The organism is Methylobacterium sp. CM6244 (assembly GCF_054817885.1).
Map to the genome: position 1 here is coordinate 5,115,482 of NZ_CM139247.1, position 14,474 is coordinate 5,129,955.

9 protein-coding genes and 1 pseudogene are annotated in these 14,474 nt (G+C 68.3%); 6 read left to right on the plus strand and 4 right to left on the minus strand.

Annotated features, from left to right (window positions below; genetic code table 11):
• The first annotated feature begins 79 nt into the window (after positions 1–79).
• On the plus strand, positions 80–754 hold the full coding sequence (locus ACYQML_RS24220) for a L,D-transpeptidase (protein WP_374765594.1): 675 nt from the start codon (positions 80–82) through the stop codon (positions 752–754).
• A gap of 86 nt (positions 755–840) precedes the next feature.
• Here ACYQML_RS24220 and ACYQML_RS24225 read toward each other — a convergent pair whose 3' ends face one another.
• On the minus strand, positions 841–1,188 hold the full coding sequence (locus tag ACYQML_RS24225; protein ID WP_056452303.1) for a DUF6460 domain-containing protein: 348 nt from the start codon (positions 1,186–1,188) through the stop codon (positions 841–843).
• A gap of 252 nt (positions 1,189–1,440) precedes the next feature.
• On the opposite strand from ACYQML_RS24225, the gene ACYQML_RS24230 reads away from it, so the two are divergent.
• The 3 genes from ACYQML_RS24230 to pdeM are packed head-to-tail and all read left to right on the plus strand — an operon-like array spanning position 1,441 to position 5,791.
• Positions 1,441–2,403, plus strand: a complete 963-nt coding sequence (locus tag ACYQML_RS24230; protein WP_311276295.1) for an alpha/beta hydrolase — start codon at positions 1,441–1,443, stop codon at positions 2,401–2,403.
• Between the two features lie 6 nt (positions 2,404–2,409).
• Positions 2,410–5,034, plus strand: a complete 2,625-nt coding sequence (locus tag ACYQML_RS24235; RefSeq protein ID WP_461234289.1) for a ligase-associated DNA damage response DEXH box helicase — start codon at positions 2,410–2,412, stop codon at positions 5,032–5,034.
• A 43-nt stretch (positions 5,035–5,077) separates the two neighbouring features.
• Positions 5,078–5,791: a ligase-associated DNA damage response endonuclease PdeM gene (pdeM, locus tag ACYQML_RS24240; protein WP_461235781.1), complete on the plus strand. Its 714-nt coding sequence runs from the start codon at positions 5,078–5,080 to the stop codon at positions 5,789–5,791.
• 26 nt (positions 5,792–5,817) lie between these two features.
• Here the strand turns inward: pdeM and ACYQML_RS24245 are convergent, their stop codons facing one another.
• A complete protein-coding gene (locus ACYQML_RS24245) occupies positions 5,818–6,117 on the minus strand; it encodes a hypothetical protein (protein WP_056426204.1) in 300 nt (99 codons plus the stop codon).
• Positions 6,118–6,661: 544 nt separating this feature from the next.
• On the opposite strand from ACYQML_RS24245, the gene ACYQML_RS24250 reads away from it, so the two are divergent.
• Positions 6,662–8,128 (plus strand): FAD-dependent monooxygenase, encoded by a 1,467-nt coding sequence (locus ACYQML_RS24250; protein ID WP_461234290.1) that lies wholly within the window; start codon positions 6,662–6,664, stop codon positions 8,126–8,128.
• Positions 8,129–8,132: 4 nt separating this feature from the next.
• Here ACYQML_RS24250 and ACYQML_RS24255 read toward each other — a convergent pair.
• Positions 8,133–8,571: pseudogene (locus ACYQML_RS24255) on the minus strand (DUF3429 domain-containing protein).
• 251 nt (positions 8,572–8,822) lie between these two features.
• Positions 8,823–12,290 carry a tetratricopeptide repeat protein gene (locus ACYQML_RS24260; RefSeq protein ID WP_461234291.1) on the minus strand — a complete coding sequence of 1,156 codons (3,468 nt, stop codon included), beginning with the start codon at positions 12,288–12,290 and terminating at the stop codon, positions 8,823–8,825.
• Positions 12,291–12,574: 284 nt separating this feature from the next.
• Here ACYQML_RS24260 and ACYQML_RS24265 point away from each other — a divergent pair, with 284 nt between their 5' ends.
• Positions 12,575–14,362, plus strand: a complete 1,788-nt coding sequence (locus ACYQML_RS24265; RefSeq protein ID WP_461234292.1) for an acyl-CoA dehydrogenase C-terminal domain-containing protein — start codon at positions 12,575–12,577, stop codon at positions 14,360–14,362.
• Positions 14,363–14,474 lie beyond the last annotated feature (112 nt).

Consider the following 14,474-nt stretch of genomic DNA (forward strand, 5'->3'; position numbering starts at 1 on the left):
TGGCGATCGGAAAACGGTATCCTGCGTTGCGTTACCGACCGTGTTTCCCCAACGTTTCGCCTGCCTTCGAGAGGCTTTGATGCGCCGTATCGCCCCCGCCCTGTCCGGGCTCGTTTGCATGGTTGGTGTCTGGGCCTCGCCCGCCGCCGCCTATGAAATCGACCCGCTTACCCGCCAGCCCCTGGACAACGCGCTGGTGCTGCGCGTGCGTCCGCAGGCGGAGCCCGCTCCCGCCGCCGTGGTGGCGGTGCCCACCGCCAACGCCTCGCTCAACCCGGCCGACCCGATGGCCTCGGCCGTGCCGCAGATGTCGGCGATCCAGCGCGAGCAGGTCGCCTTCGGCGGCAATTACGCTCCCGGCACCATCGTGGTCTCCACGGCCGAGCGCCGGCTTTATTACGTGCTCGGCGGCGGTCAGGCACTGCGCTACGGCGTCGGCGTCGGTCGTCCCGGCTTCACCTGGGGCGGCACCCAGACCATCACGATGAAGCGGGAATGGCCCGATTGGCGTCCCCCGGCCGAGATGCTGCGCCGTCGTCCCGACCTGCCGCGCTTCATGAAGGGCGGCATCGAGAACCCGCTCGGCGCCCGCGCCATGTATCTCGGCGGCTCGATCTACCGCATCCACGGCTCCAACGAGCCGGAGACGATCGGCACCGCCGTCTCGTCTGGCTGCATCCGCATGACCAACGACGACGTGGCCGATCTCTACACCCGCGCCAAGGTCGGCGCGAAGGTCATCGTTCAGCGCTGATCGTCTTCGACACGCTTCGAACTGAAAAAGGCCGGCGGAAACGCCGGCCTTTTTCATGTTCCTCGGTAGAATGCGTTCCGGCCTGGCTATTTCGACACCGACAGGAACCGCGACAGCAGCCAGAGCGGCACCACCACCACGGCACCGGCTAGTATCCAGCGGCCGAAATCATGGAAGGTCTCGAATCCAAGATCGATGAGCGCGCGGCCCGCATCGTAGATGTGCCAGAACAGCAGGCCGGGCGTGACACCCAGCATCGCCATGATGGCGCCGACGAGGATGGACAGGAACAGCAGCTTCACCAGCACGGCCATGGGCGAGCCGCCGAGGAAGCGGCGCAGGGCCGAACGCGGTTCTCCATCGGAATAGCCACTGCCGACCGGGGGACGGCCCTGGTACGGTCCCTGTCGGCGGGGGTCGTTGTCGACGATCATGCTGTCATCCTCTGGCCGTGGTCCGACGGCCGAACTCTCTCGGACATATGGGGCCTCATCGGCTTCTCTGAAGCCGGCGAACCCGGCGGAAGCGTGACCGATGCGACACACCCGAACGAAACCGTCTGTCCATTGGGGCGTTAGGCCGTCTCGTGCCGGCAAGGCGACTGGCATCGGTGCGGGCTTCGCCCACATTCGACCCTCCCGCCCGAACGCTGCTTCGGCCCCACACTGGATGAGACGAACCGTTCCATGATCGACCACGCCCTCTTCGACCCGGCGACGATCGATCCGGAGACCCATCGCCTGAACGCCGAGATCATCGCGGCCCATGCGGCCCAGGCCGATCCCTGGTCGATTCCCCTTTCCGAAGTGCGCGCGCGCCGCCGGCAGGGAACCCAGGCCTCTCCGGCGATGCCGCGCAGCGCGCGCGCCGAGACGGTGATCATCGACGGCCCGGGTGGTCCGCTCTCTCTGAGGGTCATCCGCCCGGACGCGAAGAAGTGGCAGAAGCTCCGCGGAGCCTACCTCCACATCCACCGGGGTGGCTGGGTCTGGGGCGCCGCCGACGAGCAGGATCCATGGTTGGAGCGGATCGCCGATACCTGCGGCTTCGTCTGCCTGTCGGTGGAATACCGCCTTGCCCCGGAACATCCCTATCCGGCGGCTTTGGAGGATTGCGAGGCGGCGGCCCTGTGGCTCGCAGGCCCCGGCAAGGCCGAGTTCGGCATCTCGGCGCTCACCATCGGCGGTGAATCGGCCGGCGCGCATCTGGCGGTCATGACCCTGCTGCGCCTGCGCGACCGGCACAACCTGCCCCGCGCCTTCCGCGGCGCCAACCTCAATGCCGGCTTCTTCGATCTCGGTTTGACCCCCAGCGTCCGCAACTGGGGCGACACCCGCCTCGTGGTGAACACCAAGGACCTCACCACCTTCGCCAACGATTATGTCCGCGACGGCATCGACCGGCGCCGGCCCGACGTGTCGCCGCTCTATGCCGATCTGAAGGGCCTGCCGCCCGCCCTGTTCTCGGTGGGCACGCACGATCCGCTGCTCGACGACACGCTCTACATGTCGTCCCGCTGGGCGGCAGCGGGCAATGGCGGCCATACCGCGATCTATCCCGGCGGCTGCCACATCTTCGTGCGCTATCCCGGTGCGATGACCGGGCGCGCCCTCGAACTGATCGACCGGTTCCTGATGGCTTTGGCTTGACGATCCTTGCCTGAGGGCCGGCTTCCCGCGCCGTTCGAGGCCTGGTTCGCCTCGCGCGGCTGGGCGCCCCGTCCGCATCAGCTCGAGCTGCTTCGGATTGTCGGCGACGGGCGCTCGGCCCTGCTGGTGGCGCCGACAGGGGCCGGCAAGACGCTGGCTGGCTTCCTGCCGAGCCTCGTCGCCCTGTCCGAGCGCGCGCCATCGCGAAAAGCGCGGGGGCTCCACACCCTCTACATCTCGCCGTTGAAAGCCCTTGCGGTGGACATCGCCCGGAATCTCGAAGCGCCCATCGCCGAGATGGGCCTGCCGATCCGGGTCGAGACCCGCACCGGCGACACGCCCTCACACAAGCGCACGCGCCAGATCGAGCGCCCGCCCGACATCCTGCTGACGACGCCTGAGCAGCTCGCTTTGCTCATCGCCCATCGCGAGGCGGCCGAGCTCTTCGCCACCCTCTCCTGCGTGGTGCTCGACGAGTTGCACGCCCTCGTCACCTCGAAGCGGGGCGACCTGCTGTCGCTCGGATTGGCGCGGCTCCACCGCCTCAGCCCGAACCTCACCGCCATCGGGCTGTCCGCCACCGTGCGCGAGCCGGACGATCTGAGGCGGTATCTGGTGCCGCAGGGCTCGATGACCCTCCCCCCTCTGCGGGGGAGGGTGCCTGCGGAGCAGGCGGGAGAGGGGTCGACCTCTCCGGAACCGGCGCTCCCCTCTCCCGACCCGCTTCGCGGGCCACCCTCCCCCGCAGAGGGGGGAGGGTTAGGTGATGCCATGGCCGACCTCGTCGTCGTGAAAGGCGGGGCAGCACCCGACCTCCACCTGCTCGATACCGGCCTGACCCTGCCGCTGGCCGGCCACACCGCCAGTCAGGCGATGCCGGCGATCTACGAACTGATCGAGGCGCACCGGACGGTGCTGGTCTTCGTCAACACCCGGCTCCAGGCCGAGTACACCTTCCAGGAACTCTGGCGCATCAACGAGGCGTCGCTGCCGATCGCGCTCCATCACGGCTCCCTCGATGCCAGCCAGCGGCGGCGGGTGGAGGCGGCCATGGCGGCGGGGCAATTGCGGGCCATCGTCTGCACCGCGACCCTCGATCTCGGCATCGATTGGGGTGATGTCGACCTCGTGGTGAATATCGGCGCACCGAAAGGCGCGAGCCGGATCATGCAACGGATCGGGCGCGCCAACCACCGGATGGACGAGCCGTCGAAGGCTTATCTCGTCCCCGGCAACCGCTTCGAGATCCTCGAATGCCAGGCCGCCCTCGATGCGGTGGAGGAAGCCGCACAGGACACGCCGGATGCCCGACTCGGCGCGCCGGACGTTCTCGCCCAGCATGTCCTCGGCATGGCCTGCGCCGATGCGTTCGATCCGCTGCAACTCTACGAGGAGATCGTCTCGGCCGCGCCCTTCGCGACGTTGTCCTGGGAGGATTTCGAGGCCGTCGTCGATTACGTGGCGACGGGGGGCTACGCGCTGCGTGCCTATGAGCGGTTCGCCAAGATCCTGCGCGGGCCGGACGGGCTGTGGCGGGTGCGCGATGCGCGGATCGCCCAGCAATACCGCATGAATGTCGGCACCATCGTCGAATCCGCCAAGGTGAAGGTGCGCCTCGCGCGCGGCGTCCGAGGTAAACCGGGCGCCATCCTGCCCAAGGGCGGGCGCGTTCTCGGCGAGATCGAAGAGGATTTCGCCGATACCCTGACGCCGGGCGACACCTTCCTCTTCGCCGGGGAAGTGCTGCGCTTCGAGGGCCTGTCCGAGGACGAGGCCCTGGCGAGCAAGGCCGGGCCGGGCACCGACCCGGCGATCCCGTCCTATGCGGGAGCGAAGTTTCCTCTCTCGACCTTCCTCGCCGCTCGCGTGCGCGCCCTCATCGCCGATCCGTTCGAATGGGACCGGCTGCCGAAACAGGTGGCGGACTACCTCGTCCAGCAGCGCAGCCGCTCGATCCTGCCGGGGCCCGACGGCCTCCTCGTGGAGACGTTCCCCCGGGCGAAGCGCCATTACCTCACCGCTTTCCCTTTCGAGGGACGACTGGCTCACCAGACCCTCGGCATGCTGCTCACCCGCCGCCTGGAGCGGGCGGGCCTGCGTCCCCTCGGCTTTGCCGCCAACGATTACGGCATCGCCATCTGGATGACCCGCGACGTGAGCGAGGCCATCGCCCGCGAGCCCGGCTTCCTCGGCGCCCTGTTCGCCGAGGACATGCTCGGTGACGATCTCGAAGCCTGGCTCGACGAATCCTCGATGATGAAGCGCACGTTTCGCCAATGCGCCGTGATCGCCGGGCTGATCGAGCGGCGCTATCCGGGCCAGAAGAAGACCGGGCGGCAGGTCACCATGTCCACCGATCTCGTCTACGACGTGCTGCGCAAGCACCAGCCCGACCACCTGCTCCTGCGCGCCGCGCGGCAGGATGCGGCAACCGGACTCCTCGACGTGGCCCGCCTCGGCATGATGTTGAGGCGCATCCAGGGGCGAATCACCCACAAGGCGCTGGACCGCGTCTCGCCGCTCTCCGTGTCCGTCATGCTCGAAATCGGGCGCGAGAAGGTCTACGGCGAAGGCGCGGACGAGATCCTGGCGGAGGCCGAGGCGCAGCTTCTCGAAGAAGCGCTCGGGTGACGATTCGGTGACGCGCCCCTTCCCCGGATTAGAGGATGCGATCTTGGCGCTCGGCCAGAAACTCGAACGGACCATCAAGACCCCCGGCCTGACGCTGGCCGGCGAAGCGCTCACCCTCGACCTCTGCGGCGGGTTGTGGCTCGCCGCGCACCGGACCCTGATCGTCTCCGACCTGCATCTGGAGAAGGGCTCGGCCTATGCCGCGCGCTCGGGCCAGTTCCTGCCGCCCTACGATACCCGCGAGACCCTGGCCTGCCTGCACGAGGCGGTGGCCCGCTTCGACCCGGCCTGCGTCGTGGCTTTGGGCGATTCCTTCCACGATGCGCGCGGCCCCGAGCGGATGGAGCCCGGTGACCGGGCCATGATCGCCGCCCTCCAGGAAGGCCGGGACTGGGTCTGGATCGCCGGCAACCACGACCATGCCGTCTCCGAGGGCGTCGGCGGGCGCTATGCCGAGACGATGGCGCTCGGTGGACTGACCCTGCGGCACGAGCCGCTGGCGGATGCGCCGGAGGGCGAGATCGCCGGGCATCTGCATCCCTGCGGCAAGGTCGCCATGCGCGGCCGCGCGGTTCGGCGCCGCTGCTTCGTCACCGACGGGAAGCGCCTGGTGATGCCGGCTTTCGGTGCCTATGCGGGCGGCCTCAACGTGCGCAACCCGGCCTTCGATCCGCTGTTTCCGGCTGGTTTCACCGCGCATCTCCTGGGAGACGGCCGGGTCTTCGCCATCGGCAAAGCGATGCTGGCCCGGGACTGAGCGCCACCCGGCCGCGTGCCGTCTCTTCAGGCCTTGATGTCGGCGAAGGCTCCGACGACTTTCTCCCGGCCTTGCTTCACCAGTTCCTCGATCTTTTCCTTGATCGCCTGGTTGATCTTTTCGAGCTCCTTCTGCGGCATCCCGGCCAACGCTTCCTCCGTGAGGCCCATCTTCTTGAGGATCTCTTCGCGGATTTTCTCGGCGGGCGTCATCTTGGCATATTTCAGGAAGTCGTCCTTCGCCGACGCTTCCGTCGATCCTGACGGTGTCGTGCGGACGGGGTAGCTCGCTCCCGGGGCGGATATTCCGTTAAGACCGATGGACATGGCGGCACGACTTTCCCAGCGATACACGCCTGCATTGCAAAAACGCCGCCGCCGGTAGTGGCGTGAAATCCTGTTTCATGTCAGATACTTAGAGAAACCCCATCGCCGCTGGGGCGTCCCGCGCGGCAAATCCTGCCCGGCCATCGCTGCCGAGCGACGATGGCGGCATGGGGGCACTCTCCGATTTAAGGGCATCGTCGATCGGGTTCATGGGTCGACGACCCGGTGAGTATGGACCATCCCAACCAATCGCCTCATCCTGAGGCGCCGCAGCGCAGCGGAGGCCTCGAAGGATGAGGTCGCGTTTCGGTCAGGTGAGGAGGCGGCCGAGGGCGAACGAGACGATCAGGCCCGCATGCAGGGAGGCCAATCCGCAACCGATCGGAGGCCACCACGCGGTCGTCTTGGACTCCATCGCTACCCCCGGCCCGGAATGGTGGTCGCCCCATACCCTCCTGGCAGGGAGGTCTGTCTCTACCGAGGGTGATCGAATCTCCGATACAGTGGCTTCGAATGCGAATCGCAGCGGAGCCAGGGCACGGTCATGCTTCAAGCGCTCATCGTCGGGGCCGGCCCGGTCGGCCTCACCCTCGCTGCCGAACTCGCCCGATACGGCATCGGCATCCGCCTGATCGACAAGAGCCCGCAGCCGACGCAGACCTCGAAGGCGCTCGTGGTCTGGCCGCGCAGCCTTGAACTCATGGACCGGATGGGCTGCAGGCAAGCCTTCCTCGATGCCGGTCTGCGCGTCCATGGAGCGGCCCTGCGCAGCGCCGGCAGCATCCTCGGCCATATCCGGTTCGACGCCGTCGCCAGCACCTACAACTTCGCCCTCATGATCCCGCAGCGGGAGACCGAGCGCCTGCTGATCGAGCATCTCGCCACGTTCGGCGTCGCGGTGGAGCGCGAGGTGGAACTCGTGAGCTTCGTGACGGGTGACGAGCATGTCGAGGCGACGCTGCGCCACGCGGACGGTGCTGAGGAGACCATTTCGGCATCCTGGCTCATCGGCTGCGACGGCGCGCACAGCACCGTGCGGCACGGGCTCGATCTCGCCTTCGCGGGCGAGGCGCAGGGGGACGACTGGCTCCTCGCCGATATCCGCGTGGAGGGCGACGACGCACCGCCCGGCGATGAGATCGCGACCTATCTCCACCGGGATGGGCCGCTCGTGGTCTTCCCGATCCCCGGCGGCCGCGCGCGGGTCATCGCGCAGGTCGGCAAGACCGATCCGGCGCATCCGCGCCCGGACCCGACCCTCGGCGACGTACAGGCCCTGGTGGACCAGCGCGCGGGCGGCTTTCGTGTCGTCGATCCGGTCTGGCTCACGCATTTCCGCATCAACGAGCGCAAGGTCTCGCGATACTCGCAGGGGCGCGCGATCCTGGCCGGCGACGCGGCGCATATCCATAGCCCCGCCGGTGGCCAGGGCATGAATACCGGCATGCACGACGCCATCAACCTCGCCTGGAAGCTGGCGATGGTGGAGCGGGGGCAAGCCGCGCGCTCGCTGCTCGACAGTTACAGCCCCGAGCGCAGCGCCGTCGGCGACATGGTGCTGCGCAATGCCGCCCGGCTCACCGACATGGCGACCCTGTCGAACCTCGTGGCGCAGGGATTCCGCAACCTCGCGCTCCGGTTCATGCTCGGCTTCCACGCCGTGCAGGACAAGATGGCGGCGACGATGAGCGAGGTGGAGATCGCCTATACCGACAGCCCGCTCTCTCACGGCCCCGAGGCGGGAAAGCGCTGGGCCCCGGAGCACGATGACGGATTGCCCGCCGGCTCCGGCCCGGTGCCGCTCTTCGTTCTCTACGCGGCGGATGCGGCACGGGGAGCGAGCTTCGCGGAGCGGTATCCCGCCCTGCTCGAACCGACGCCGCGACGCCCGCCCGAAGGCGACCGGCTGATCCTCGTTCGGCCCGACGGCTATGTGGGCTTTTCCGGGACGGCCGACACCTGGGACGAGGCGGAGCGCTACCTCTCGCGGCTCGGCCCCGACCGGCCCTGAAAGCTCATGCCGCGATCAGTAGCGCGCAGCCGGCGACGACCGACAGGACGAGCCGCAGACGTCCGAGCCAGGTCGGCACGAGGCCACGCCGGACGAGGTCGAGATCGACGAAGCCCCAGCCGAGGACGAGCAGGCCGAGCACGCGCAGGTCCCACGGCATGGGGAAGGCCAGGGCCGCCCAGGCGATGAGGGAGGGCAGGATGGCGATGACGTAGTCGCGCCCGCCCGCTCCGCCCGACGCGGCCGCGCCCCAGCGAATGCCGCCGAGGAACGATGCGATCACCGCGCCATAGGTCGAGAGGATGGTGCGTGGGGCCAGCCCGACATTGCCGAGGCCACCATCGCTGCCGCTGAGGGAAAGAGACTGCGAACCCCAGAAAGGGAATGAGGCCGGCGACGCCGAGAACGAGGGCTGATGTCGGTATGGGCGTCACACGCGCCATCGAATCTCCGGCTCCATTGGTCCGTGATCCCGCGATCGTCCGCGATCCGCGGCCAGGATCTCATCTGCCGTGACTATACACGGTTCTCGCCGCGCGAAACGCCCCGCCGATCCAGAGCCGCCGACGGATCGAGTCGCGTCCGGGTTCAGGTAACGCTCTGAACAAGAACGTCGATTCGACTTCGCTCCGCCCGCGTCGACGCTACGCGCGTCGCTATCACGCGCAGTCCATGTCCGCATGCGACCGGTGTGTCAGGCACCCGTGGTACGGCGCGGCGTGGTCGGAGCCGGTGTGGCGGGGGGCGGTGCACCGATCAGGCTCATCGACCCATCCACGCCGGCGCCGGTGGGCGCGGGAGGCTCGTTGACTGCCGCCACCGATGCCTTCGGTTTGAAGGCGGTGCTGAGCTTCTGCGCCACCACCAGATCCTTCGGCGCCAGCTTGGCGGCGACATCGTCGCGCTTCCGGCCCGCATCGTCGTCGCCCTGGGCCGCAGCGGCGGAGAACCAGAGGTAGGATTGGACCAGATCCTGTTGCAACCCAAGGCCCCGCGCGTAGAGGACGGCGAGGTTGTACTGGCTGTCGCGCATGCCGTACTCGGCGCCGCGCCGGAACCATTGCGAAGCCGTGGTGTAATCCGGCTTGCCGTTCGCCGACGGATTCTCGGCGTAGACCACGGCAAGGTTATGCATCGAGCGGGCATGGCCCTGTTCCGCCGCGCGGGCGTACCAGAGCTTGGCCTGGGCGAGGTCGCGCACCACGCCCGAGCCCTTCTCGTAGAGGCCGCCGAGCTTGTACTGCGCCGGGGCGTAGCCGACTTCGGCCAGGGCCTCGAACAGCTTTGCCGCCACCGCGAAATCGCGGGGCATGCCCCGGCCTTCGAGGGCGCGGGCGGCGAGATCGTAGACGGAGGCTCCATCGCCTTCGAGGGCGGCCTTGCGAAGCTGCGCGAGCCCCGTCGGCACCGCCCCGAGATCGCCCGCCAGATTACCGAGGGCGGCGACCTTCGGCACCGGACGCTGAGCCGGCTGGCTCGAGGATTCGGTCAGGGTCGGGACGGCCTTGGACGAGGCCGGCTCGGAGATCGACTGTGTGGTTTCCGGGTCCGGCCGCGCAGGCGTATCCGCGGCGACCCTGGCCGTCTCGGTGGGAGATGCGTCAGCCTTCGATGCGTCAGCCTTCGATGCGTCAGCCTTGGCCGTGTCGGCATTGGCCGAATCGGTTTTGGCCGCGCTGTCCGAGGGCTGGCCTGGGGCGGCCTGCGCTTCGGCGATTTGAGCCGCCGACACATCCGTCGCGGTGCGCCGTGAGTTGATGGCCTGCAATGCACCGAGCGCGAGGACGATGGCGGCGAGGCCGAGGAGGAGCGGCTTGCGACGCTTGTCGAATTCGGCGCGAAGACGCGCAACGCGCCCGGGGGTGGAGGCTTCCAGGGCGTCGTCGGAGGCACCGCGGCGCTGCATCTCGGGCGAGCGGGCCGCGATCGCGGCCTCGTTCTGCGCGGCCTGCGCCGCACGCCGCGCGGCGGCGATGAAGCTCGTCTTGATGTCGCTCTCGGTCGGCTTGATCGCGTCCGAACCGCTCTCCGCGGACCGGTCGGGGCTGGGACGGCGGGCGCCGGGCTCCAGCGGCTCGTCCGTGACGCGACCGAGCTCGAAGGATTGCGCCGTCGGGCTCACCCGCAAGGGCTCGGCCCGCCGGATCATGGCGCCCGCCTGCATCGGGGCCCGCTCGTCCACGCGGCCGGTGGCGATTCCGAGCCGTTCGGCGAGGTCGTGAGACGAGGTGGAGCGGCTGGCGGCGAGCGGGCCGGCCTCGGCCAGGACGCCCAGCTGGCCGACAAGCCTGTCCAGGGTGGAATGGACGCCGTCGAGCGTCGCCTGCATCCGCTGCTCGGAAGCCGTCTGCTGGGCGCGCAGATCTGCCAGGCTGGCCCGGAGCATTCCGAGTTCGCCCGTCTCACCGGTGGTTCCGATGCTCTCGGCGACGGCGTTGCGTGCGGCGCGCTCTACGGCGGCCTCGATCGGAACCTCTTCGCGCAAAGCCGAGACCTGGCCGAGCAGGTCGGACATCGTCCGTTCCAGGCCGGCGATCGCGGGGTCCGCGTCGCGCGTGTCGATGCGGCTGGCCAGCGCCAGAACCTGCTTCTCCAGCACGTCGAGACCTTCGGCGCGGGGTCCGGCGGGGCCTCCCACCCGGTCGAGCTTGTCGGCGAGGTCGTGCAGCATGCCGTGGATCGAGGCGAGGTCGCCGCCGGGAATCACCGGCCGGCGCAGGGTCTCGCCGAGATCCTCGAGGCGGCCGATCAGGTCGCCGACCGGATTGACGCTGACCCGCTCGACCTTGTCGGCGAGGGCGTCGATCCGCACGATGATCTCGTCCGAATGGCTGCCGCCGCCGACGGAGCCGCCTTCGCGCAGCGCGTCGAGCTTGGCGCCCATCGCCTGGATTTGTTCCTCGATCCCACCCGAAGGCGGGGTCCGGAGGCCGAGGCGGATCTCTTCGAGCAACGGCCGCAGCTCGGCCATGTTGGCTCCGTCACCGCCGACGCCGCCCTGCAATTCTGTGATCTGGGCGCTGATCGCCTGGAGCCCCTGGGCGAGGCTCTGGATCCGCTCCGGCCCGGCGAGCGAGCCGATCAGGCGGCGGATTTCGTCCAGTTCGCGGAACAGGTTGCCGAGTTCGTCACGGTCGGCGAAGCCCGGCGCGCTGCTGCTGAGCGCCCCGTCCACCTTCGCCGCGAGGCGCTCGACGTCGCTGGCGACGCGGGCATGGACGTTCTCCGCCACATCGTCGGCGAGACGGGCGACCTGAACGCGGATCAGTTCGATGGGGGCCGCGATGGCGGCGAGGTCGGAGGGCTCCTGCGCGCGCTGGACCCCGGTGACGAGGGAGTGCATCGCCTGTTCGAGGGCACCGACGTCGCGGCCCGTGGCGAGGCCGGTGATCGATTCGCGAAGACGGCTCGTCTCGGCCTGCAATTCGGAGAGCGCCGGCGACGGCGCCCGTGTCGCCGAGGCGGCAGGCTTCTGCTCGGCAGTGGCAGAGTCGGAATCGAGTTCGCGCTGACGCTGGCGGATTTCCGCCACCGCGTCGCGCAGCTCCACCTCGACAGGGCGGCCGCGCCGGCCGATGGGGCGCGGCGAGGCCAGTTGCTCGCCGAGTTCGACCATGCGGCGCTCGATCTGCGCCAGACGCTCGGCCATCTGTGCCGCCGGGGACAGGCCGGCATCCAGCACCGTGCTGATCCTGGCTTCGATCTCCTCGATCGTCCGCGTCGCCGTCTCCTGCGAGATCTGGTGATCCTGGGCGATCTTGTGATCGATCTGGTCGAGACGGCGCATCATCTCGGCGATGGAGGTGGTGAAGGGCGCGATCGGGTCCGGTGCAGGAGCCGAGACGACGTGGGCCGAGACGACTTCAGCGCCGTCGGTGACGACGGCCTCCGCGGCGTCGACGGGTGCGGGATCGGCCTTGGCGGATGCGAGATTGGCCTCGACGGGTGACGGCGCGCTGCTCGAAACGTCGACGAGCGGGCGGATCTGATGCTGCATCGACGAAGTCAAGCGGCGGCGGCGTGCCTTGGGCTTCTGGTCCGGCGTGACGATCGACGCGATCCAGGTCTCGACCGGCACCCCTGCGCGACGCGCCACATCGCGGGCGGCATCGAGGATTTCCGGGTCGAACTCTTCCAGGTTGAGCGTCGCGTTGCGTTTCATCGTCAAACCCGGGGCAGCGAGGTCCGTGACCCAATCCGGTTTGTCAGTGTGCAACGCAGAAGTGTCGCAGCGGCAGCGAAACGGATCGATTGCCGCTGACATTTCGCACTCTTGGTAAACAGGCGGTTAAGCCCTGTGCCAAACTGGCCTTATGTTATCGTCGACGCCTTGCGGAGAGTGCCCCTTTTCCTCAGCATGGCGATAGTTTATATATGAACTATCAAGCGTGCCGGGGCTGAGAGGCCGAATCGGGCATGCGATCAAGCGGGTGGAGGACGGACGAGATGCCGAGTTATCGTGCACCGGTCGAGAACGTGCAGTTTCTCCTCAACGACGTCTTCGCCTTCCATGGACGCAACAACCTGCGCGGTTTCGCGGATGCGTCGCCCGACCTGATCCAGGCGGTTCTGGTCGAGGGCGCCAAGCTGGCCGAGGGCGTGCTCACCCCCCTCAATGCCGTGGGCGACAGGCAGGGCTGTACCCGCCAGGCGGATGGCAGCGTCACCACGCCGGACGGGTTCAAGGCCGGCTACGACGCCTATGCCGAGGGCGGCTGGATGGGCATCTCCGTGCCGGAGGAATATGGCGGCCAGGGCCTGCCGCACACGATCAACACCGCGATCTCCGAATTCACCTCTTCGGCCAATCTGGCATTGGCCATGTATCCGGGCCTGACGCAGGGCGCGATGGCGGCCCTCCTCGTCCACGGCTCGGAGGAGCAGAAGGCGACTTATCTGCCCAAGATGGTGGAAGGCGCCTGGACCGGTACGATGAACCTCACCGAGCCCCATTGCGGCACGGATCTCGGGCTCCTCAAGACCAAGGCGCTGCCGAACGGCGACGGTTCCTACAGCCTCACGGGCACCAAGATCTTCATCTCGGCCGGCGAGCACGACCTGTCCGAGAACATCGTCCATCTCGTCATCGCCCGGATCGAGGGTGCTCCGGCCGGCACCAAGGGTATCTCGCTGTTCGTGGTGCCGAAGTTCCTCGTCAACGAGGATGGATCGGTGGGCGAGCGGAACGGCGTCTCCTGTGGCTCCCTCGAGCACAAGATGGGCATCCACGGCAATTCCACCTGCGTCATGAACTATGACGGCGCGAAGGGCTGGCTCGTCGGCCAGGAGAACCGCGGCCTCGCCGCGATGTTCGTGATGATGAACGAGGCGCGCCTCGCGGTGGGCGTCCAGGGGCTCGCCCAGTCGGAGGTCGCCTACCAGAACGCGGTGCCTTACGCGAAGGACCGGCTCCAGGGCCGCGCCCTCACCGGCGCCAAGGCCCCGGACAAGGTGGCCGACCCGATCATCGTCCATCCCGACGTGCGCCGGACCCTGATGGGAATTCGCGCCTTCAACGAGGCTGCCCGCGCGCTGGTGCTGTGGACCGCGCTTCAGGCCGATATCGGCCATCGCTCCGACGATGCGGCCGAGCGCCAGAAGGCCGAGGACCATATGGGCCTGATGACCCCGGTGGTGAAAGGCGTGCTCACGGACAAGGGCTTCGACAACGCGGTGGCGGCCCAGCAGCTCTTCGGCGGGCATGGCTACATCGAGGAATGGGGCATGTCGCAATTCGTGCGCGATGCCCGCATCGCCATGATCTACGAGGGCGCCAACGGCATCCAGGCCATGGACCTCATCGGCCGCAAGCTACCCAAGGATGGCGGCCGGGCGATGATGAGCTTCCTCGCCGAGGTCCAGACCTTCATCAAGGACCATGACGAGGAGGCCGAGATGAAGCCGTTCACCGGCCCGCTCCAGGCCGGGCTGAACGACCTCCAGGGCGCCACCATGTGGTTCATGCAGAACGCCTTCTCCAAGCCCGACAATGCCGGGGCCGGCGCCACCGACTACATGCACCTCCTCGGCCTCGTCGCCATGGGCTACATGTGGGGCCGGATCGCCAAGGCGGCGCTGGCGCGCATCGCGCAAGGCCCGTCACCGGAAATGGCCGACAAGCTCGTCATCGGCCGGTTCTACATGGAGCGGACGCTTCCCGAGACCGCCCTGCGGCTGGTGCGGATCAAGGCCGGAGCCGACACGACCATGGCGTTGAGCGCCGAGGCGTTTTAGAGCGGACGACAGACTTTCAGTTCACCACGTCATTCCGGGGCGCTTGCAGAGCGAGCCCGGAATCCAGAACCGCCGACGCGACAAACCTTGGATGTGTTCGCGGATTTGGATT